A 20,227-nucleotide genomic window follows, 5' to 3' on the forward strand; every position below is an offset into this window, starting at 1 on the left:
CCGCCGCTCCAACCGGCGGCCCTTGAGCAAGGTGGTCAGCAGTTATGAAGCGGCCCAGCAGGCTTTCGCCTCGCTGGGCCGTTTTCTATGCGGGCCGTTCGTGCGCGCGCTTTTCAAAGCGTTCGCCCGCGATGGTGACCCACGCGCTTCTCGTTTCGCGTTATCTTTTCCGCACCGTCCCCTGTCACGACAGCCGAGGCGGCAGCTTCGCCCGCGCCGGGCACATCCTGCCGGCAGCGGCTACAATGACAGGTTTTCCGAAAAAGCCGGCGCAAGCCCTCGTCCGCCATGAACCAGCCTGCTCAAACCGCCACGCCAGTCCGTCCCGAGCCCGCCTACACGCGCGGCGCGGCGCTGCCCGCGCTGCTCAAGTCGCGCATCCTGATCCTGGACGGCGCAATGGGCACGATGATCCAGCGCTACAAGCTCGACGAAGGCCGCTATCGCGGCGAGCGCTTCAAGGACTACGGGCGCGACATCAAGGGCAACAACGAGTTGTTGTCGATCACCCAGCCGCAGATCATCGCCGAGATTCACGAGCAGTATCTGGCGGCGGGCGCGGACATTATCGAAACCAACACGTTCGGCGCGACCACGGTGGCGCAGGCGGACTACGGCATGGAAGCGCTGGCCGTCGAGATGAATCTGGAATCGGCGAAACTGGCGCGCGCCGCGTGCGACAAGTATTCGACGCCGACCAGGCCGCGCTTCGTCGCCGGCGCGATCGGACCGACGCCGAAGACCGCGAGCATTTCCCCTGACGTGAACGATCCGGGCGCGCGCAACGTGACCTTCGACGAACTGCGCACGGCCTACTACGAGCAGGCCAAGGCGCTGCTCGACGGCGGCGTGGACCTGTTCCTCGTCGAAACTATCTTCGACACGCTCAACGCGAAGGCCGCGCTGTTCGCGCTCGACGAGCTGTTCGAAGATACCGGCGAGCGTCTGCCGATCATGATCTCCGGCACCGTCACGGACGCGTCCGGGCGCATTCTGTCAGGGCAAACCGTCGAGGCGTTCTGGAACTCGCTGCGTCACGCGAAGCCGCTCACATTCGGTTTGAACTGCGCGCTGGGCGCGGCGCTGATGCGCCCGTATATCGCCGAGCTGGCGAAGCTGTGCGACACATACGTGTCGTGCTATCCGAACGCCGGCTTGCCGAATCCGATGAGCGATACGGGGTTCGACGAATTGCCCGCGGATACCTCGGGCCTGCTCAAGGAATTCGCGCAGGCCGGTCTCGTGAATATCGCCGGCGGCTGCTGCGGCACGACGCCGGAGCACATTGCGGCGATCGCGCAGGCGCTCGCCGAAGTGAAGCCGCGTCAATGGCCAACCCAGTATCGCGACGCCGCTTGAGTCTCATCAGTCAGGCGGCCTGAACAGCGGCCCCCGCTCCCGCGTCATCGAACCAGACGCACCCAATGACGTACCTCAGCCGCACTTACGCCGCACCCAAGCCGCACCTCAACGCAAGCAATCGACTCGCACATACGCCATGACCGATCACACCATGCGCCTTGCCGGCCTCGAGCCGTTCAACGTCACGTCCGGGACGCTCTTCATCAACGTCGGTGAACGCACCAACGTGACGGGCTCGAAAGCGTTCGCACGAATGATCCTGAACGACCAGTTCGACGATGCGATCGCCGTCGCGCGCCAGCAGGTCGAAAACGGCGCGCAGGTCATCGACGTCAACATGGACGAGGCGATGCTCGATTCGAAAGCGGCGATGGTGCGCTTCATGAATCTGATCGCATCGGAACCGGACATCGCGCGCGTGCCGATCATGATCGACTCGTCGAAGTGGGAAGTGATCGAAGCGGGCCTGAAGTGCGTGCAAGGCAAGGCGATCGTCAACTCGATCTCGCTGAAGGAAGGCGAAGAGGCGTTCCGTCATCACGCGAACCTGATTCGCCGCTACGGCGCGGCCGCCGTGGTGATGGCGTTCGACCAGCAAGGCCAGGCCGACACCTTCGAGCGCAAGACGCAAATCTGCAAACGCTCGTATGACTTCCTCGTGAACGAAGTGGGCTTCCCGCCGGAAGACATCATCTTCGATCCGAACATCTTCGCGATCGCCACCGGTATCGAGGAACACAACAACTACGCGGTCGACTTCATCAACGCAACGCGCTGGATCAAGCAGAACCTGCCGTATGCGAAGGTGAGCGGCGGCGTGTCGAACGTATCGTTCTCGTTCCGCGGCAACGACCCGGTGCGTGAGGCGATCCACACTGTGTTCCTCTATCACGCGATCCAGGCGGGGATGGACATGGGCATCGTCAACGCGGGGCAGCTCGGCGTGTATGCCGATCTCGATCCCGAGTTGCGCGAACGCGTGGAAGACGTCGTGCTGAACCGTCGCGAGGACGGCACCGACCGGCTGCTCGAAATCGCCGACAAGTTCAAGACCGGCGCCGCGAAGAAGGAAGAGAACCTCGAGTGGCGCAACCAGCCGGTCGAGAAGCGTCTTTCGCACGCGCTCGTGCACGGCATTACCAACTTCATTGTCGACGACACCGAGGAAGTGCGCGCGAGGATAGCCGCCGAAGGCGGCCGGCCGATCACCGTGATCGAAGGCCCGCTCATGGACGGCATGAACATCGTCGGCGACCTGTTCGGCCAGGGAAAGATGTTCCTGCCACAAGTCGTGAAGTCGGCGCGCGTGATGAAGCAGGCGGTCGCGCATCTGATCCCGTTCATCGAAGAAGAAAAGAAGCAGCTGGCCGCGGCCGGCGGCGACGTGCGCGCGAAGGGCAAGATCGTCATCGCTACCGTGAAGGGCGACGTGCACGACATCGGCAAGAACATCGTTTCAGTGGTGCTTCAGTGCAATAACTTCGAAGTGGTCAACATGGGCGTGATGGTCTCGTGCAACGACATTCTCGCGAAGGCGAAGGTCGAAGGCGCGGACATCATCGGGCTGTCGGGTCTGATCACGCCGAGCCTCGAAGAGATGGCTTACGTCGCGTCGGAAATGCAGCGAGACGACTACTTCCGCGTGAAGAAGATTCCGCTGCTGATCGGCGGCGCGACCACCTCGCGCGTGCACACGGCCGTGAAGATCGCGCCGCACTACGAAGGTCCGGTGGTGTACGTGCCGGACGCGTCGCGCTCCGTCTCGGTGGCGTCGAGCCTGCTGTCCGACGAAGGCGCGGCGAAGTACGTCGACGAACTCAAGGCCGACTATGACCGCATCCGCGATCAGCACGCGAACAAGAAAGCGCAGCCGATGGTCACGCTCGCCGAAGCCCGCGCGAACAAGACCAAGGTCGACTGGGCGAGCTACCAGCCGGTCAAGCCGAAGTTCATCGGCCGGCGCGTGTTCAGGAACTTCGATCTGAGCGACCTCGCAAACTATATCGACTGGGGTCCGTTCTTCCAGACGTGGGACCTGGCGGGCCCCTATCCGGCGATCCTGAACGACGAGATCGTCGGCGAATCGGCGCGGCGCGTGTTCTCGGACGGCAAGTCGATGCTCGCGCGTCTGATCCAGGGCCGCTGGCTGCAGGCCAACGGCGTGATCGCGCTGTTGCCGGCCAACAACGTGAACGACGACGACATCGAAATCTACACGGACGAATCGCGCTCGGAAGTCGCGCTCACGTGGCGCAATCTGCGCCAGCAGAGCGTGCGTCCGGTGGTGAACGGCGTGATGCGGCCGAACCGGTCGCTCGCCGACTTCATCGCGCCGAAGGACTCGGGCGTGGCCGACTACATCGGCATGTTCGCGGTGACGGCTGGTCTGGGCGTCGACGTGAAGGAAAAGCAGTTCGAAAAGGATCACGACGACTACAGCGCGATCATGCTGAAGGCGCTCGCGGACCGCTTCGCGGAAGCGTTCGCCGAAGCAATGCATGCACGCGTGCGGCGCGACCTGTGGGGCTACTCGAACGCCGAAACCCTCTCCAACGACGACCTGATCGCCGAAAAGTATCGGGGCATCCGCCCGGCGCCCGGCTATCCGGCCTGCCCGGATCACCTGGTGAAGGGCGGCATGTTCGACGTGCTGCAAGCGAATGAAATCGGCATGAGCGTGACCGAATCGCTGGCGATGCTGCCGGCGGCGAGCGTGTCGGGCTTCTATCTGGCGCACCCGGACAGCACGTATTTCTCGGTCGGCAAGATCGGCCAGGACCAGCTCGAAGACTATGCGCAGCGCATGTCGCTGTCGAAACAGGACGCCGAGCGGGCGTTGGCGCCGTTGCTGTAAGCCGTGTGGCGGGAAACCCACTATATCGGGTCTGAAAGACTGAATATTTGCGGCAACGCAATTTTCGGCTTTGTAGACTGAGCCGGTTTTATCCCGCCAGGCGCGGCCAAAACGCGTCGGCTCATCCAATTGCAATCGCCAACGGAGAAAATCGTATGAAGAAGCTGACGCTGTTATTGACTGCTGTTTCCCTTGCGGTGGGCGCCTCGGCGGCGCTGGCCCAGCCCGCTGCGCCGGGCGGCTCCAGCGCGGTCAGTTCGTATTCGCCGCCGACGGAGAAACACGTCAAGAAGCCGAAGAAGCAGAAAGCGACGAAAGGCGCGTCGGCTCCGATGGCCGCGCCGGCGGACGCCGCCAGCCAGTAACAGTACGGCCCATCGGTCGGATCAAAGCGTTGAACGACAAAGAGCCCGCATCGAGCGGGCTCTTTTCGTTGGGTGCGCATTTGATGCGCCGGGGTTGGATCACCAGGTTTTACCGTTGCAGCACACGCGCTCGCCCGGCATGACGGAAATCACAGCCCCCAGACGATGTCCGCGTTTTCCTTCTGCGCCGCGCGCAGCATGTCGAGGAATGGATACGCGCGCTGCGCCAGCCCCGGCGGGATCTCGTGATGGTCGTGGCCGTCCTCGCCCTCGTGGAAATGGCCTTCGTGTTCGGCGCGCTCCTGCTTGTCGAAGGTGATCGCCGCCTCGAGTTTCTCGATGGCCGGGCCCAGTTCGTCGTGAGTGATGACGCCCCGCGCGCCAAGGCGTTTGCCGACAATGCCGACCAGATACTGAGCCAGATTCTCCAGCATCATCACGTCTGGGCAGGCGCGGCATTTGAAAGTAATCAGCATGACTGTTCCCTTTTTCGTTTTGTCGGATTGACACGCGAGCGGCTTAAAGGCGACCGCCAGCGCGCGCTACGTTGACTCGCCGATCAGGCGCGGCGGCCACGGCCCTTGCTGGGCATCTCATTGAACATATTAGCACCTGCTAAAATCCGTCTGGACGGAAAAGCGCGCCGCAATGCGCGGCGCGCGGCGAAGCGCAAGCAGCGTGGCCGGGCCGATGGGCCGCAACCCCGCAAGCCGCGGCAGCCACCGCCACGGCATGCTGCCATGCACCGCCAAGCGCGCTGCAGGCAACGTGCCCGATCGCGCGCCCGAAGCGCCGCGGCGGGCGCATCGCCGCTTTCCACGCTTCTGACGAATCGGCTGCGCCAGTCGCGCGGCCGGCGCCTCTTCCGCATCACCGGATTGCCTCACTGGACTCGCAACAAGCATGCTGCCCGCACATAAACGTACCCTCGAAACACTGCTCGCCGACACCGTGAAGCAGGTCGCGCTCGCCACGCAAGGCGCGAGCGAAGCCGCTTTCGTGTCGCCCACCATCACGCTGGAGCGCCCGAAGGTCGCCGCGCACCGCGACGTCGCGTGCAATGTGGCGATGCAACTCGCCAAGCCGCTGCGCGCCAATCCGCGCCAGCTGGCCCAACAGATCGTCGACGCGCTGCTCGCGCAGCCGCAAGCTCAGGGTCTGATCCAGGCGGCCGAAGTGGCCGGCCCCGGCTTCATCAACCTGCGTCTCGCGGCTTCGGCCAAGCAGGCGGTGATCGCCGCCGTGTTCGCGGAGAAAGAGACCTTCGGCCGCTCGCAACGCGACGCCGGCAAGCATGTGCTGATCGAATTCGTGTCGGCCAACCCGACCGGCCCGTTGCACGTCGGTCACGGCCGCCAGGCCGCGCTCGGCGACGCGCTGTCGAACGTGCTGGCCTCGCAAGGCTGGGACGTGCATCGCGAGTTCTACTACAACGACGCCGGCGTGCAGATCCACACGCTCGCGCTGTCGACCCAGGCACGCGCCCGCGGCCTCGCGCCCGGCGACGAAGGCTGGCCGGCTTCGGCGTACAACGGCGAGTACATCGCCGACATCGCGAAGGACTATCTGGACGGCGCCACGGTGGCCGCGAGCGACGGCGAGCCGGTCACCGGCGCGGGCGACGTCGAAAACCTCGAGGCGATCCGCCGCTTCGCCGTGGCCTACCTGCGCCGCGAGCAGGACATGGACCTGCAGGCGTTCGGCGTGAAGTTCGACCAGTACTACCTGGAGTCGTCGCTGTACACGGAAGGCCGGGTCGAGAAAACCGTCGACGCGCTAATCGCCGCCGGCAAGACCTACGAACAGGAAGGCGCGCTGTGGCTGCGCACCACCGACGACGGCGACGACAAAGACCGCGTGATGCGCAAGACCGACGGCACCTACACGTACTTCGTGCCGGACGTCGCCTATCACGTCGCCAAGTGGGAGCGCGGCTTCACGAAGGTCATCAACATTCAGGGTTCGGACCACCACGGCACGATCGCGCGCGTGCGCGCCGGCCTGCAGGGTCTCGGCATCGGCATTCCGAAGGGCTATCCCGACTACATCCTGCACAAGATGGTCACGGTGATGCGCAACGGCGAAGAGGTGAAGATCTCCAAGCGCGCCGGCAGCTACGTGACGGTGCGCGATCTGATCGAATGGTCGGGCGGCGCGACGCCGGGCTCGGAAGCGGCCGTCGACCTGATCGATGAAGAAACGATTCGCCGCGGCCGCGATGCCGTGCGCTTCTTCCTGATCTCGCGCAAGGCGGATACGGAATTCGTATTCGACATCGACCTCGCGCTGAAGCAGAACGACGAAAATCCGGTGCATTACGTGCAGTATGCGCACGCGCGCATCTGCTCGGTGATCGCCGAATGCAAGACGCGCTATGGCTCGGACAAAAACACGGATGAGAGCACGCTCGCCAGCGTCGACGTGTCGCCGCTCATGAGCGAACGCGCGATGGCCCTGCTGAACAAGCTCGCCGAGTTCCCTGACATGCTGCAACACGCCGCCGACGAACTCGCGCCGCACGCGGTCGCGTTCTACCTGCGCGACCTCGCCGGGGAATTCCACTCGTTCTACAATGACAGAGCCGAACGCGTGCTGGTCGACGATGCGGCCGAGCGCAATGCACGCGTCGCGCTGCTCGCCGCCACGCGTCAGGTGCTGGCCAACGGTCTCGCGACGATCGGCGTCTCCGCTCCCGTCAAAATGTAATTCCTCCGGCGCAACATGCACGCGGCCGTCGCTATAATCGGCGGCCGTTCCTGGATTCTTTTTGCAGGTGATTCATACGATGGCAAAACCACGCCGCACAACAAAGCAATCGAAACAAACCGGGGGGACTTTTCTCGGCATCGTGCTGGGCCTGATCGTCGGCCTAGCGATCGCGGTAGTGGTGGCGCTGTATATCACCCGTGCGCCTACGCCGTTCGTGTCGAAGGTGGCGCCGCCCGCGGCGTCCGACACCGGCACTGGCACGGGCCAGGCGCAATACGATCCGAACCGTCCGCTGCAAGGCAAGACACCGGGGCAGCCGGTGCCGCAAGCCGCGCAGCCCGCGCCGCCGAACACCGCGCCGGGCCAGACCAATTCGCAAACCCAATCGGGCATGCTCGAAGAACCGCAGATCGTCGAAGTGCCGCCGTCGGCCGGCAATGCGAACGGCACGGCGCTCGCGCCGAAGCCGTCGCAGGATAACGGCACGGGCGCTAGCGCCGCACAGGCTCCGGCGAAGAAGCCGCAAGCGTCCAGCGCGCCGGCCGCCACCGCGGCAGGCTCGGCGCCGAAGAGCTCGTCGGCTGCCACGGCCGCGAACGCCAAGCCGGGTTCGGGCGTGGCGCCCGCGCCGGGTGACGCGAACACCGGCTACTTCCTGCAAGTGGGCGCGTACAAGACCGCCGCCGACGCGGAACAGCAGCGCGCGCGTCTCGCGTTCCAGGGCTTCGAATCGAAGGTCACCCAGCGGGATGCGGGCGGCGTCACGTATTATCGCGTGCGCATCGGACCGTTCTCGAAGTTCGAGGACATGAATTCGAACCGTCAGCGTCTGTCGGACGCGGGCGTGGATACCGCCGTGATCCGCTTCACCAAACAATAAACAAACGGTAATCGTCGGCACGCGCAGCCACCGAACTATCGGCGCGCAGCGCGTGTCACAAGCACGTCGGACGCTTGCAACGTCCTATGCCGAATCTAAAAAAACGGTGACGGGCATTTGCGTGGCGCCACCGTTTCATCGCCTACTCGAGTCAACCCACCATGAAAAAACTGCTGAGCATTCTGTTCCTCTCGCTGGGCCTGGTTGCCGCCACGGCGCAGGCATCGCCCGCCGCGCCGGTATCGGGCAAGGACTACACCGTTCTGGCCACGCCGCAGCCCACCGACGTGCCGGCCGGCAAGATCGAAGTCACCGAGTTCTTCTGGTATGGCTGCCCGCACTGCAACGAATTCGAGCCGTACCTCGAAGCATGGATCAAGAAACAGGGGCCGGACGTGGTGTTCCGGCGCGTGCCGGTCGCCTTCCGCGACGACTTCATTCCGCATTCGAAGATGTATCACGCGCTCGACGCGCTGGGCCTCGCCACGGAGCTGACGCCGAAAGTCTTCAATGAAATCCACGTCAACAAGAACTACCTGATGACGCCGGAAGACCAGGCCAAATTCCTCGCGAAGAACGGTGTCGATCCGAAGAAGTACATGGAAGCGTACAACTCGTTCTCAGTGCAAAGCGCGCTGCAGAAAGACAAGAAGCTGCTCGACGACTATAAGATCGACGGTGTGCCGACGCTGGCCGTGCAAGGCAAGTATGAAACCGGCCCGGCCGCGACCAACAGCCTCCCGGGCACGATCCAGGTGCTCGACTACCTGGTGCAGCAAGTCCGCGCCAAGAAGATGTAAAGACGAGGCGCCGGAATGAGTTCACCGCTGAAGGTCTTCATTACCGGCGCTTCGAGCGGCATCGGCCTCGCGCTCGCCGACGAGTACGCCCGGCGCGGCGCGATTCTCGGCCTCGTTGCCCGCCGCGGCGACGCCCTCGCGGCCTTCCAGCAGTCCCACCCGCACAACGCTGTCTCCCTCTATTGCGTCGACGTTCGCGACGCCGAAGCGCTCGCCGATGCGGCCGCGCGCTTCATCGCGCAACACGGCTTGCCCGATGTCGTGATCGCCAACGCGGGCATCAGCCGCGGCGCCGTTACCGGCCACGGTGATCTACGCGCCTTCCGCGAAGTCATGGACGTCAACTACTTCGGCATGGTCGCCACCTTCGAGCCGTTCGCCGCCTCGATGATCGCCGCGAAGCGCGGCACGCTGGTCGGCATCGCCAGCGTCGCCAGTGTGCGCGGCTTGCCGGGCTCCGGCGCATACAGTGCGTCGAAGTCGGCGGCGCTCAAGTATCTCGAAGCGTTGCGCGTCGAGATGCGGCCGTTCGGTGTCGGCGTGGTCACCATCGCGCCCGGCTATATCCGCACGCCGATGACCGAGCACAACCCGTACACCATGCCGTTCCTGATGGACGCGCAGCGGTTCGCGGTGAAAGCCGCGCATGCGATCGAGCGGCAGACCGCTTTCGCCGTGTTCCCCTGGCAGATGCGGATCGTCGCGATGCTGCTGCATGTGCTGCCGCGCTGGCTCTACGACTACGCGTTCGAACGCGCGCCGCGCAAGCCGCGCGCCACCGCTGAGTAAATCATGCAGCCCCGTGCGGTCGATGCAGCCGGCGTCGCGCACGAAACGGCGGGTGCCGACGCGCGCATTGTGTCGCTGGTGCCGAGCATCACCGAGACCCTCTTCGCACTGGGTCTCGACGGGCAGATCGTCGGGCGGACCGGCTTTTGCGTGCATCCACGCGACAAGGTACGCGCAGTGCGCAAGGTCGGCGGCACCAAGGCTGTGAATCTGGACGCCGTTCGCGCGCTGCGCCCTACTCATCTGATCGTCAATATCGACGAAAACGAGCGCGAAACCGTCGAGCAATTGCGGGCATACGTGCCGCACATCGTCGTGACCCACCCGCAGACACCGCAAGACAACGTGGCGCTTTACGCGCTGCTGGGCGCGATCTTCGACCGCGTACAGGAAGCGCAGCGCCTGAGCGAGACGCTCGAAGACCGGCTGCGCGCCGCCGCGACACACGCGTTCGCCGCGCAGAGCGTGCTGTATCTGATCTGGCGCGAGCCGTGGATGACCGTCGCGCGCGACACGTATATCGCCGCCATGCTGCGGCTCGTGAACTGGCACACACTGCCCGACGTGCAAGGCGGAGCGGCAGGCGCCGCGCGCTATCCGACACTCGACTTCGACGCCTCGCCGTGGCTCGCCGGCGTCGAACGCATCCTGCTGTCCAGCGAGCCGTATCGCTTCACGCCGACACATCGCGATGCGCTCGCGCGCGATCCGCGCCTGGCCGACAAGCGCATCGAGTTGATCGACGGGGAAATGGTGTCGTGGTACGGCGTGCGCGCGATCGAGGGCGTCGACTATCTGATGCGGCGAGCGACCGCGGCATGACCATATGGATATGCGGATTATGTTGTTGTCGCCGCAATCACCCTTCGATAAGCTTCCGCGAAGGCCGCGACGCGCACGGGTAGGCTCACCCGACCCTGCGCGAACGCCGGAAACGTATCACAATCCGTGACGACGCCAACGCCCTTCCCGCGTCACCGGAATAACCACACAACCAGACGCACTGCCTGACTGCGCTTGTTATGGGAGAACCTATGCGCTTCAAACTGCTCGCAGCCGCCGTACTGTTCACGGCGCCCGCGCTCGTGCTCGCCAAACCGCTGACCGTCTGTACCGAGTCGAGCCCCGACGGCTTCGACGTGGTGCAGTTCAATTCGCTCGTCACGACCAATGCGTCGGCCGATGTGATCTTCAATTCACTGGTCTCGTACGACGAGGCCGCGAAGAAAGTGGTGCCGGCGCTGGCCGACAAATGGGATGTGAGCGCCGATGGCCTCACCTATACGTTCCATCTGCGCCCGAACGTGCAGTTCCAGACCACTGACTACTTCAAGCCCACGCGCGCGCTGAATGCGGACGATGTCGTCTTCACGTTCGAGCGCATGCTCGACGACAGCAACCCGTGGCACAAGGTGGCAAGCGCGAGCGGCTTCCCGCATGCGCAGTCGATGGGCTTGCCCAAGCTGATCAAGTCGGTCAGCAAGGTGGACGACAACACCGTCAGGTTCGAACTGAACGCACCGGACGCGACCTTCGTGCCGATCCTGACCATGGGTTTCGCGTCGATCTATTCGGCCGAATACGCCGATCAGTTGCTCAAGGCCGGCAAGCAGGTCGATCTGAACGCGAAGCCGATCGGCACCGGCCCGTTCGTGTTGAAGAGCTACACGAAGGACGCGGTGATCCGCTACGACGTGAACCCGACGTACTGGGGGCCGAAGCCGAAGATCGATCGCCTGATCTACGCGATCACGCCGGACGCGACCGTCCGTGCGCAGAAGGTGAAAGCGGGCGAATGCCAGATCGCGCTGTCGCCGAAGCCGCAGGATCTGGCCGACGCCAAGGGCGACAAGTCGCTCGCCATCGTGCAGACGCCGGCGTTCATGACGGCGTTCGTCGCGTTGAATACGGAAAAGAAGCCGCTCGACAATCAGAAGGTGCGCGCCGCGCTGAACATGGCGTTCGACCGCACCACGTATCTGAAGACCGTGTTCGACAACACCGCGACGCCGGCCACGAACCCGTATCCGCCGAACACGTGGAGCTATAACAAGTCGATCAAGGGGTGGCCGTACGATCCGGTGAAGGCGAAGAAGCTGCTCGCCGACGCGGGCTATCCGAACGGCTTCGAAACGACGATCTGGGTGCGGCCGAACGGTAGCGTGCTGAATCCGAATCCGAAGGCCGGCGCCGAACTACTCCAGGCCGACTTCGCGAAGATCGGCGTGAAGGCAGACGTGAAGGTGATCGAATGGGGCGAATTGATCAAGCAGGCCAAGCAAGGCCAGCATGATTCGCTGTTCATGGGCTGGGCCGGCGACAACGGCGATCCGGACAACTATCTGTCGCCGCTCTTCAGTTGCAACGCGGTGAAGTCGGGGATCAACTTCGCGCGCTTCTGCGATCAGGATCTGGACAAGCTGATCTCCGAAGGCAAGGCCACGCCTGACCAGGCCAAGCGCACCAAAGCGTATGACCAGGCACAGCAGATCATCCACGATCAGGCACTGTGGATTCCGCTCGGGTATCCGACCGCCGCAGCGATCACGCGCACGAACGTGAGCGGTTATCACGTGAGTCCGTTTGGACGGCAGAACTTCGGAACGGTGGCTGTGCAGTAATTCCGCGTGCGCCGGAAGGTACACAAAGGCGCACGAAAAGCAAAAAGCCCGGTTTGCGCAACAGCGCAAACCGGGCTTTTTTACTGGTGCATGCGAACGATCACGCCACCGAAAAACGGATCACACCGTCCGCGTCGTGCGTGCGCTTCAGTTCGCCCGCGAGCCACAGCAGGTGCAGATGCGCGAGCGCTTCACCCAGCGCGAAAGTCATCTGATGGATATCGAGCTTGCGCTTGAACATCAACGGCACGATGTCCGCGGCGCTGCGCGGCTTCTCCGCGCATGCTTCGCGCACTTCGGCGAGGCGCGCATCGTGATGCTCGCGCAGTTGCTGGATGCGGGTGCGCACGCCGCGAAACGGCTTGCCATGCGACGGCAGCACCAGCGTATCCTCAGGCATCACCTCGTAGCGCTTGAGCGACTCCAGATACAGCGCGAGCGGTGTACCTTCCGGCTCGATGTCGAACACCGACACGTTGGTCGAAATGCGCGGCAGCACCATGTCGCCGGAGATCAGCACGCCTTTCTCTTCGCAATGCAGCGCGCAGTGTTCCGGCGAATGGCCGAAGCCCGTCACCACCCGCCACGTCTTGCCGCCGATCTTCACGCCGTCGGCTTCGCGCAGACGCCGGTATTGCCCGGGAATCGCCGGCACGAGGCTCGAGTAATAGCTCTTGCGATTGCGCAGCTGCTCGAGCGAGTCCGGATCGTTCAGGCCATGCCGCGCGAAGTGCCGCGCCGCCGCCTCGCCGCCGGCGTTCGAACCGTCGCCGGTGGCCATCACGCGGGCCTGCATGTATTCGCCGAGCGTCATCCATAGCCGCGCGTCCCAGCGCTGCTTGTCGCCGCCGCTGCATACCCAGTGCGCGAGGCCGATGTGGTCCGGATGGCAGTGCGTGACGATCACGCGCAGCACCGGCAAGCCGTCGAGCACCGAGTCGAACACGGTCTCCCAGGTCTGCTTGATGGTGTCCGACGTGATGCCGCAATCCACCACCGTCCAGCCCTGCTTGCCGTCGATCTCGTCACGCAGCAGCCACAGGTTGATGTGATCCAGCGCGAAGGGCAGCGGCATGCGCAGCCAGAACACGCCGGGCGCTACTTCCATCGTGTGGCCCGCTTCCGGCAAGCGGTCGTTGAACGGGTACTGGAGTTGATGTTCGAGTGCATTCATTGGTGAAGTCTTCCTCCGTCGGCCGTCCGTCATGGCAAGGTGTGCGATGCCGGCCGGCGTGGTTGTGGCGCGTTTGTGGCGTTATGGTGGCTGGTTCCCGCCCTCTCGCGCCGTAGTTGCAGCAATGGTTGCGTTCCGCTCAGGTTGACGATAACGTAAACGTCGATTCTATCGTTCAATCCGATTTTCTGCCCGGCCACGGGATGCCCTGATGAACACGCAATACACGATCACCGAGCTCGCGCGGGAATTCGACGTCACGCCGCGCGCGATCCGCTTCTACGAAGATCAGGGTTTACTCTCGCCGAGCCGCGAAGGGTCAAGCGGTCTGCGCCGGGTCTATTCGGGCCGCGACCGAACGCGGCTGAAGCTCACGCTGCGCGGCAAGCGGCTCGGCTTCACGCTGTCGGAAATTCGCGAGTTGCTGGATGTGTACGAATCGCCGACCGACACCGTGCCGCAATTGCATGCGTTCCTTGCCACGGTGGCACGTCATCGCGAGGTGCTGGAGCGTCAACTGGAAGATCTCAACGCGACGCTGGAAGATCTCGCGCAATATGAGGCGCAGGCGCGCGCGCTGCTCGATGGCGGCGCACGTGAGGCCAGACCCGCGTAAGTGCGGAGCGCTGCAGAGGAAACGCAACGTAACGCAGTGAAGCGCAGTGAAGTGAAGCGCAATGCAAATTTTTTGCTGGACGTTGCGCCGGTGAACCCGAGCCGAACCGGCGCAATGAGCGGAGATAGTCTGAAAGTCGGCCAACGCCTGCGAACGCCCACAAGGCGTCGAGGCGCGAGCCGAGCGGCGCGATGCGTCGCGGGCCCACCCGGACGATACAATCACGGGTGTCTTCACGACATGGGACGAATGCACGGTCGACATGAATCACTTCCCCAAACTGCTGTCGTCGCAAATCGGCTTTGACGTCGCCCAGACGATGCTCGAAGGATTCGACCGCCATTACCGGATCTTCCGCAACGCCGCGATCCGCGCGAAGACGCTTTTCGAAGCCGGCGACTGGCACGCCCTGCAAAAGCTCGCACGCGAGCGCATCACTTCGTACGACGAGCGCGTCGAGGAATGCGTTGAAGCGCTCGAAGACGAATACGACGCGGAAAACATCGACGACGAAGTGTGGCAACAGATCAAGCTGCACTACATCGGTCTGCTGACCACGCACCGCCAGCCCGAGTGCGCCGAGACGTTTTTCAATTCGGTGTGCTGCAAGATCCTGCACCGCTCGTATTTCAACAACGACTTCATTTTCGTGCGCCCGGCGATCTCGACCGAATACCTGGAGAACGACGAGCCGGCCGCGAAGCCGACCTTTCGCGCGTACTACCCCGGCAAGGATGGCCTCGCCGCGACGCTCGAACGCATCGTCACGAACTTCCAGCTCGAGCCGCCATTCGAAGACCTGACGCGCGACGTCGGCTGCGTGATGCAGACGATCCACGACGCGTTCGGCGCATTCGACGAAGCGCCGAACTTCCAGATTCACGTGCTCGCGTCGCTGTTCTACCGGAACAAGTCGGCGTATATCGTCGGACGGATCATCGACGGCGATGCGCTGCTGCCGTTCGCGGTGGCGCTGCGTCATGTGAGGCCGGGCGTGCTTGCGCTCGATACTGTGCTGCTCACGCGTGAGCAACTGCAGATCATCTTCAGCTTCGCGCACTCGTATTTTCTCGTCGACATGGAAGTGCCGTCCGCTTACGTCGAATTTCTCGGCACCATCATGCCGGGCAAACCGAAGGCGGAAATCTATACGTCGGTGGGTTTGCAGAAGCAGGGCAAGAATCTGTTCTATCGCGATCTGCTGCATCACCTGTCGCATTCGAGCGATCAGTTCATCATCGCGCCCGGCATCAAGGGACTCGTGATGCTGGTGTTCACGCTGCCGTCGTTCCCCTATGTGTTCAAGCTGATCAAGGACAGCTTTCCACCGCCGAAGGAAACCACCCGCGCGCAGATCCAGGAAAAATATCAGCTCGTCAAACGGCACGATCGTCTTGGCCGCATGGCCGACACGCTCGAATATTCGAGCGTCGCGTTGCCGGTGTCGCGGCTCGATGAAGCGCTCGTGCGCGAACTCGAAAAGGAAGTGCCGTCGCTGCTCGAACGCGACGGCGAGAACCTGGTGATTCGCCATATGTATATCGAGCGCCGCATGGTGCCGCTCAATCTGTTCCTGCAAAACGGCAACGACAGCGACGTCGAGCACGGCATCAAGGAGTACGGCAACGCGGTGAAGGAGCTGATCCAGGCGAACATCTTCCCCGGCGACATGCTGTACAAGAACTTCGGCGTGACACGTCATGGCCGCGTCGTGTTCTACGACTACGATGAAATCGAATATCTGACCGACTGCAACGTGCGCGCGGTGCCGGCGCCACGTTACGAGGAGGACGAAATGTCGGGCGAGCCGTGGTATTCGGTCGGCTCGCACGACATTTTTCCCGAGACGTACGGCACATTCCTGCTCGGCGACCCACGCGTGCGCCGTTCCTTCATGCAGCATCACGCGGACTTCTTCGATCCTGCGCTATGGCAACGGTACAAGGATCATCTATTGAAAGGCGAACTGCCCGACTTTTTCCCGTACGACAGCAGCGTGCGCTTCTGCGTCCGCTATCCGGAGCGCTTTGCCGATGCGCGTTTTGCTGCATCGGCTGCGTCGGCCGCACCGGATGCGCCCGCACACGAGCCGAGCGTGCGCGTGGCGTGAAACGCCCGCGCCGCCGGCATCATCGACTGCATCGTCCGAACCTTATGTAACGACTTCGACCTGTCAATGGGTCGAGCAACCGCCAAGACGCATCATGAACACGAACGCTTCCAACTCTTCCAATCCGCTCTCGCATCTATTCGATAACAACGAGGCGTGGGTCACCCGCAAGCTGTCCGAAGACCCCGAATACTTCTCGCGTCTCGCCCATCAGCAGACGCCCGAGTATCTGTGGATCGGCTGCTCCGATTCGCGCGTGCCGGCGAACCAGATCATCGGCTTGCCGCCGGGCGAAGTGTTCGTGCACAGGAACATCGCCAACGTGGTGGTGCATACCGATCTGAACTGCCTGTCGGTGATCCAGTTCGCCGTCGATCTGCTGAAAGTCAAGCACATCATGGTGGTCGGCCATTACGGCTGCTCGGGCGTGGGCGCGGCGCTGCACGGCCGCCGCGTGGGTCTCGCCGACAACTGGCTCGCTCACGTGCAGGATGTGCGTAGCAAGCACGCCGCGTTGATCGAGGAGTGGCCGCTCGGTGAAGCGCGGCATCGGCGGCTGGTGGAGTTGAACACGATCGAACAGGTGGTGAACGTGTGCCGCACCACCATCGTCAACGACGCGTGGGCGCGCGGCCAGGAGCTGACCGTGCACGGCTGGGCGTATGGCGTGCATGACGGCAAGATGCGCAACCTCGGCATGACGATCAGCGACGCGGCCGCGCTCGACGCGACCTACAAGGAGTGCGTGGCCGCGGTATCGGCGAGCGGCCCGCGCAATGCGGACAACGACGTGGTGGCCGCCGACGCGGCGCAGCTCGGCGACGTGCCGGCCATCATCGAAGGTGTGATCAAGGAGCTTAAACATGAGTGAGACAAGCATGACCGAAAAGCGAAATGAAGCGCAAGCCGATCCGGTTGTGATCGTGAGTGTCGCGCGCACGCCGATGGCGGCCTTTCAGGGCGACTTCGCTTCGCTCACCGCGCCGCAGTTGGGCTCGGTGGCGATCCAGGCCGCCGTGCAGCGCGCCGGCCTCAAACCCGAACAGATCGACGAAGTGGTGATGGGCTGCGTGCTGCCCGCCGGCCTCGGCCAGGCGCCCGCGCGTCAGGCCGCGCTCGGCGCCGGCTTGCCGTTGGGCACCGGCTGCACGACGGTCAACAAGATGTGCGGCTCGGGCATGCGCGCGGCGATGTTCGCGCACGACATGCTGGCCGCGGGTTCGGTCGACGTGATCGTCGCGGGCGGCATGGAGAGCATGACGAACGCGCCGTATCTGCTGCCGAAGGCGCGTGGTGGCATGCGCATGGGTCACGGCCAGGTGATCGATCACATGTTCTACGACGGCCTCGAAGACGCGTACGAAAAAGGCCGTCTGATGGGCACCTTCGCCGAGGAATGCGCGGCGTCGTTCGACTTCACGCGCGATGCGCAGGATGCGTTCGCCGTCGAATCGCTCAACCGTGCGAAGCGCGCGAACGAGGACGGCTCGTTCGCGTGGGAAATCGCGCCGGTGAAAGTGGCGGCCCGCAAGGGCGACGTGACCTTCGATCACGACGAGCAGCCGTTCAAGGCCAACCTCGACAAGATTCCGACGCTCAAGCCCGCGTTCAGCAAAACCGGCACGGTGACGGCGGCGAATTCGTCGTCGATTTCCGACGGCGCCGCGGCACTCGTGATGATGCGCGAATCGACGGCGAAGCGCCTCGGCGTCGAACCGATCGCGCGCGTGGTCGGCCACTCGACCTTTGCGCAGGAGCCGGCGAAGTTCACCACCGCGCCGGTCGGCGCGCTTCGCAAGCTGTTCGAGAAGAACGGCTGGCGCGCCGACGAAGTCGATCTGTATGAGGTCAACGAAGCGTTCGCGGTCGTGACGATGGCCGCGATGAAGGAACACCATCTGCCGCACGAGAAGGTCAACGTGAACGGCGGCGCTTGCGCGCTCGGTCATCCGATCGGCGCATCGGGCGCGCGGATTCTCGTCACGCTGATCGGCGCGCTGAAGAAGCGCGGCCTGAAGCGCGGCGTCGCGACGTTGTGCATCGGCGGCGGCGAGGCGACGGCGATGGGTGTCGAACTGGTTTGACGCGCCTTGCCGCGTCGTCTAAACGCTTGAGGTATTCGATGAAGACAGTGTTGATTGTCGGTGCGTCGCGCGGCATCGGCCAGGAGTTCGCGCGGCAGTACAAAAAGAGCGGCTGGCGCGTGCTCGCCACCGCGCGCGACGACGCCGCGCTCGACGCGTTGAAGGCACTCGGCGCGCAAACTTTCCCGGTGGACGTGACCGCGCCCGAGCAGATCGCCGCGCTCGGCTGGAAGCTCGACGGCGAACGGCTCGATGCGGCGATCGTGGTGTCGGGTGTGTACGGCCCGCAAACCGCCTGCATCGAGACGATCACCGCCGAGGACTTCGATCACGTGATGCACACCAACGTGCGCGGCCCGATGCAATTGATGCCGATCCTGCTGCCGCTCGTCGAAGAAGCCGGCGGCGTGTTCGCGGTGATCTCCAGCAAGATGGGCAGCATCGCCGACACGAGCGGCACGGGCGGCTGGCTGTATCGCGTGAGCAAGGCGGCGCTAAACGATGCGCTGAAGCTCGCATCGCTCGAAGCGTCGCGCGCCACGTGCGTGTCGTTGCATCCGGGCTGGGTGCGCACCGACATGGGCGGCGCGCAGGCGGCCATAGACCCCGAGCGCAGCGTCGCCGGCATGCGTGAGGTGCTCGCGCAAGCGGCGGCCGCGCGCGACGCGTTCAACGGTCGCTTCTATCAATACGACGGCACGCCGCTCGACTGGTAAGGAGACAGCTCCATGGTGCTGGATCAGGATCACCTGATGGTCCGCGACGCGCTGCGCAACTTCGTGCGCGAAGCGATCACGCCGTACGCGGCCGCGTGGGACCGCGAGCGCACGTTTCCGCGCGACGTGCACCGGCAGCTCGCCGGACTCGGCGCCTATGGCGTGCTGGTGCCCGAAGCGTACGGCGGCGCCGGCATGGATGCGCTGGCGCTCGCGTTGATTCTCGAAGAGATCGCCGCGGGCGACGGCGGCACATCGACGGCCATCTCGGTCAACAACTGCCCGGTGTGCAGCATCCTGCTGACTTACGGCAACGACGCGCAGAAACGCGACTGGCTGACGCCGCTCGCGCGCGGCGAGATGCTCGGCGCGTTTTGCCTGACCGAACCGCAAGCCGGCTCCGACGCGTCCGCGCTGCGCACCACCGCGACGCGCGACGGCGACTCGTACGTGCTGAACGGCGTCAAACAGTTCATCACGAGCGGCAAGAACGGCAACGTCGCGATTGTGATGGCCGTGACCGACAAGACGGCGGGCAAGCGCGGCATCAGCGCGTTCGTCGTGCCCACCGATGCCAAGGGCTACGTGGTCGCGCGGGTCGAGGAGAAGCTCGGCCAGCATTCGTCGGATACGGCGCAGATCATCTTCGAAGACTGCCGCGTGCCGGCCGCGAACCTGATCGGCGCGGAAGGCGAAGGCTATCGGATCGCGTTGTCGGGGCTCGAAGGCGGGCGCATTGGAATTGCCGCGCAAAGCGTCGGCATGGCGCGCGCCGCATTCGAGGCCGCGCTGAGTTATGCGAAGGAACGCGAGAGCTTCGGCGCGCCACTCTTTTCACACCAGGCGGTGCAATTCCGTCTCGCCGACATGGCGACGCAACTCGAAGCCGCGCGTCAATTGATCTGGCACGCGGCGGCGCTGAAAGACGCCGGCCAGCCATGCCTGACCGAAGCCGCGATGGCCAAGCTGTTCGCCTCCGAAGCCGCCGAGCGCATCTGTTCGGCGGCGTTGCAGATTCACGGCGGCTACGGCTATCTGAGCGACTTCCCGGTCGAGCGGATTTATCGTGACGTGCGCGTGTGCCAGATTTACGAGGGCACGAGCGACATCCAGAAAATTTTGATTGCGCGCGGTCTGAATTAAAAGC

Annotated in this window: 17 protein-coding genes; 15 read left to right on the forward strand and 2 right to left on the reverse strand. The window is 64.0% G+C overall.

Going from position 1 to position 20,227, the window contains the following annotated elements:
- Positions 1-288: 288 nt before the first annotated feature.
- From P0D89_RS07370 to P0D89_RS07380, 3 genes are all read left to right on the forward strand, one after another.
- Positions 289-1,359 carry a homocysteine S-methyltransferase family protein gene (locus P0D89_RS07370; protein ID WP_408376311.1) on the forward strand — a complete coding sequence of 357 codons (1,071 nt, stop codon included), beginning with the start codon at positions 289-291 and terminating at the stop codon, positions 1,357-1,359.
- Positions 1,360-1,405: 46 nt separating this feature from the next.
- The gene (gene metH / locus P0D89_RS07375) at positions 1,406-4,216 is read left to right on the forward strand and encodes a methionine synthase (protein WP_408376333.1); all 2,811 of its coding nucleotides are present in this window, start codon (positions 1,406-1,408) and stop codon (positions 4,214-4,216) included.
- Between the two features lie 155 nt (positions 4,217-4,371).
- Complete coding sequence (locus tag P0D89_RS07380; RefSeq protein WP_408354391.1) at positions 4,372-4,581, forward strand: acid-shock protein; 210 nt, start codon at positions 4,372-4,374, stop codon at positions 4,579-4,581.
- Between the two features lie 149 nt (positions 4,582-4,730).
- Here P0D89_RS07380 and P0D89_RS07385 read toward each other — a convergent pair whose 3' ends face one another.
- On the reverse strand, positions 4,731-5,057 hold the full coding sequence (locus P0D89_RS07385; RefSeq protein WP_408354394.1) for a DUF1840 domain-containing protein: 327 nt from the start codon (positions 5,055-5,057) through the stop codon (positions 4,731-4,733).
- A gap of 427 nt (positions 5,058-5,484) precedes the next feature.
- Here P0D89_RS07385 and argS point away from each other — a divergent pair, with 427 nt between their 5' ends.
- The 6 genes from argS (at position 5,485) to P0D89_RS07415 (ending at position 12,380) form a co-directional block, all read left to right on the forward strand.
- A complete protein-coding gene (gene argS / locus P0D89_RS07390; protein WP_408376312.1) occupies positions 5,485-7,287 on the forward strand; it encodes an arginine--tRNA ligase in 1,803 nt (600 codons plus the stop codon).
- Between the two features lie 61 nt (positions 7,288-7,348).
- Positions 7,349-8,170, forward strand: a complete 822-nt coding sequence (locus tag P0D89_RS07395; RefSeq protein ID WP_408376313.1) for an SPOR domain-containing protein — start codon at positions 7,349-7,351, stop codon at positions 8,168-8,170.
- Positions 8,171-8,331: 161 nt separating this feature from the next.
- Complete coding sequence (locus P0D89_RS07400; protein WP_408354403.1) at positions 8,332-8,970, forward strand: thiol:disulfide interchange protein DsbA/DsbL; 639 nt, start codon at positions 8,332-8,334, stop codon at positions 8,968-8,970.
- A gap of 15 nt (positions 8,971-8,985) precedes the next feature.
- Complete coding sequence (locus P0D89_RS07405; RefSeq protein WP_408354406.1) at positions 8,986-9,759, forward strand: SDR family oxidoreductase; 774 nt, start codon at positions 8,986-8,988, stop codon at positions 9,757-9,759.
- A gap of 3 nt (positions 9,760-9,762) precedes the next feature.
- Positions 9,763-10,581, forward strand: a complete 819-nt coding sequence (locus P0D89_RS07410; protein ID WP_408376314.1) for a helical backbone metal receptor — start codon at positions 9,763-9,765, stop codon at positions 10,579-10,581.
- Between the two features lie 212 nt (positions 10,582-10,793).
- Positions 10,794-12,380, forward strand: coding sequence for an ABC transporter substrate-binding protein (locus P0D89_RS07415; protein WP_408354411.1), 1,587 nt, complete (start codon positions 10,794-10,796; stop codon positions 12,378-12,380).
- 100 nt (positions 12,381-12,480) lie between these two features.
- On the opposite strand, the gene P0D89_RS07420 is transcribed toward P0D89_RS07415, so the two are convergent.
- The gene (locus P0D89_RS07420; protein ID WP_408376315.1) at positions 12,481-13,554 is read right to left on the reverse strand and encodes an MBL fold metallo-hydrolase; all 1,074 of its coding nucleotides are present in this window, start codon (positions 13,552-13,554) and stop codon (positions 12,481-12,483) included.
- A gap of 211 nt (positions 13,555-13,765) precedes the next feature.
- Between P0D89_RS07420 and P0D89_RS07425 the strand changes: the two genes are divergently transcribed.
- The 6 genes from P0D89_RS07425 (at position 13,766) to P0D89_RS07450 (ending at position 20,223) form a co-directional block, all read left to right on the forward strand.
- Positions 13,766-14,170, forward strand: a complete 405-nt coding sequence (locus P0D89_RS07425) for a MerR family transcriptional regulator (protein ID WP_408376316.1) — start codon at positions 13,766-13,768, stop codon at positions 14,168-14,170.
- Positions 14,171-14,432: 262 nt separating this feature from the next.
- Positions 14,433-16,280, forward strand: a complete 1,848-nt coding sequence (gene aceK, locus P0D89_RS07430; protein ID WP_408376317.1) for a bifunctional isocitrate dehydrogenase kinase/phosphatase — start codon at positions 14,433-14,435, stop codon at positions 16,278-16,280.
- A gap of 94 nt (positions 16,281-16,374) precedes the next feature.
- On the forward strand, positions 16,375-17,151 hold the full coding sequence (gene can / locus P0D89_RS07435; RefSeq protein ID WP_408354423.1) for a carbonate dehydratase: 777 nt from the start codon (positions 16,375-16,377) through the stop codon (positions 17,149-17,151).
- Complete coding sequence (locus tag P0D89_RS07440; protein ID WP_408376318.1) at positions 17,144-18,364, forward strand: acetyl-CoA C-acetyltransferase; 1,221 nt, start codon at positions 17,144-17,146, stop codon at positions 18,362-18,364. Before can ends, P0D89_RS07440 begins: the two co-directional genes overlap by 8 nt.
- Positions 18,365-18,402: 38 nt before the next feature.
- Positions 18,403-19,080 (forward strand): SDR family oxidoreductase, encoded by a 678-nt coding sequence (locus tag P0D89_RS07445; RefSeq protein ID WP_408376319.1) that lies wholly within the window; start codon positions 18,403-18,405, stop codon positions 19,078-19,080.
- A gap of 12 nt (positions 19,081-19,092) precedes the next feature.
- Positions 19,093-20,223 carry an acyl-CoA dehydrogenase family protein gene (locus tag P0D89_RS07450; protein ID WP_408376320.1) on the forward strand — a complete coding sequence of 377 codons (1,131 nt, stop codon included), beginning with the start codon at positions 19,093-19,095 and terminating at the stop codon, positions 20,221-20,223.
- Positions 20,224-20,227 lie beyond the last annotated feature (4 nt).

The sequence above is a fragment of the Paraburkholderia sp. RL18-085-BIA-A genome, from assembly GCF_046027075.1.
In the GTDB taxonomy this organism is placed as follows: domain Bacteria; phylum Pseudomonadota; class Gammaproteobacteria; order Burkholderiales; family Burkholderiaceae; genus Paraburkholderia.

Coding starts and splice junctions, on each gene's coding strand:
- P0D89_RS07370 (WP_408376311.1), top strand. CDS start 289: ATGAACCAGCCTGCTCAAACCGCCACGCCAGTCCGTCCCGAGCCCGCC.
- P0D89_RS07385 (WP_408354394.1), bottom strand. CDS start 5,057: ATGCTGATTACTTTCAAATGCCGCGCCTGCCCAGACGTGATGATGCTG.
- can (WP_408354423.1), top strand. CDS start 16,375: ATGAACACGAACGCTTCCAACTCTTCCAATCCGCTCTCGCATCTATTC.
- P0D89_RS07420 (WP_408376315.1), bottom strand. CDS start 13,554: ATGAATGCACTCGAACATCAACTCCAGTACCCGTTCAACGACCGCTTG.
- P0D89_RS07450 (WP_408376320.1), top strand. CDS start 19,093: ATGGTGCTGGATCAGGATCACCTGATGGTCCGCGACGCGCTGCGCAAC.
- P0D89_RS07410 (WP_408376314.1), top strand. CDS start 9,763: ATGCAGCCCCGTGCGGTCGATGCAGCCGGCGTCGCGCACGAAACGGCG.
- argS (WP_408376312.1), top strand. CDS start 5,485: ATGCTGCCCGCACATAAACGTACCCTCGAAACACTGCTCGCCGACACC.
- P0D89_RS07440 (WP_408376318.1), top strand. CDS start 17,144: ATGAGTGAGACAAGCATGACCGAAAAGCGAAATGAAGCGCAAGCCGAT.
- P0D89_RS07445 (WP_408376319.1), top strand. CDS start 18,403: ATGAAGACAGTGTTGATTGTCGGTGCGTCGCGCGGCATCGGCCAGGAG.
- P0D89_RS07380 (WP_408354391.1), top strand. CDS start 4,372: ATGAAGAAGCTGACGCTGTTATTGACTGCTGTTTCCCTTGCGGTGGGC.
- aceK (WP_408376317.1), top strand. CDS start 14,433: ATGAATCACTTCCCCAAACTGCTGTCGTCGCAAATCGGCTTTGACGTC.
- P0D89_RS07400 (WP_408354403.1), top strand. CDS start 8,332: ATGAAAAAACTGCTGAGCATTCTGTTCCTCTCGCTGGGCCTGGTTGCC.
- P0D89_RS07425 (WP_408376316.1), top strand. CDS start 13,766: ATGAACACGCAATACACGATCACCGAGCTCGCGCGGGAATTCGACGTC.
- P0D89_RS07405 (WP_408354406.1), top strand. CDS start 8,986: ATGAGTTCACCGCTGAAGGTCTTCATTACCGGCGCTTCGAGCGGCATC.
- P0D89_RS07415 (WP_408354411.1), top strand. CDS start 10,794: ATGCGCTTCAAACTGCTCGCAGCCGCCGTACTGTTCACGGCGCCCGCG.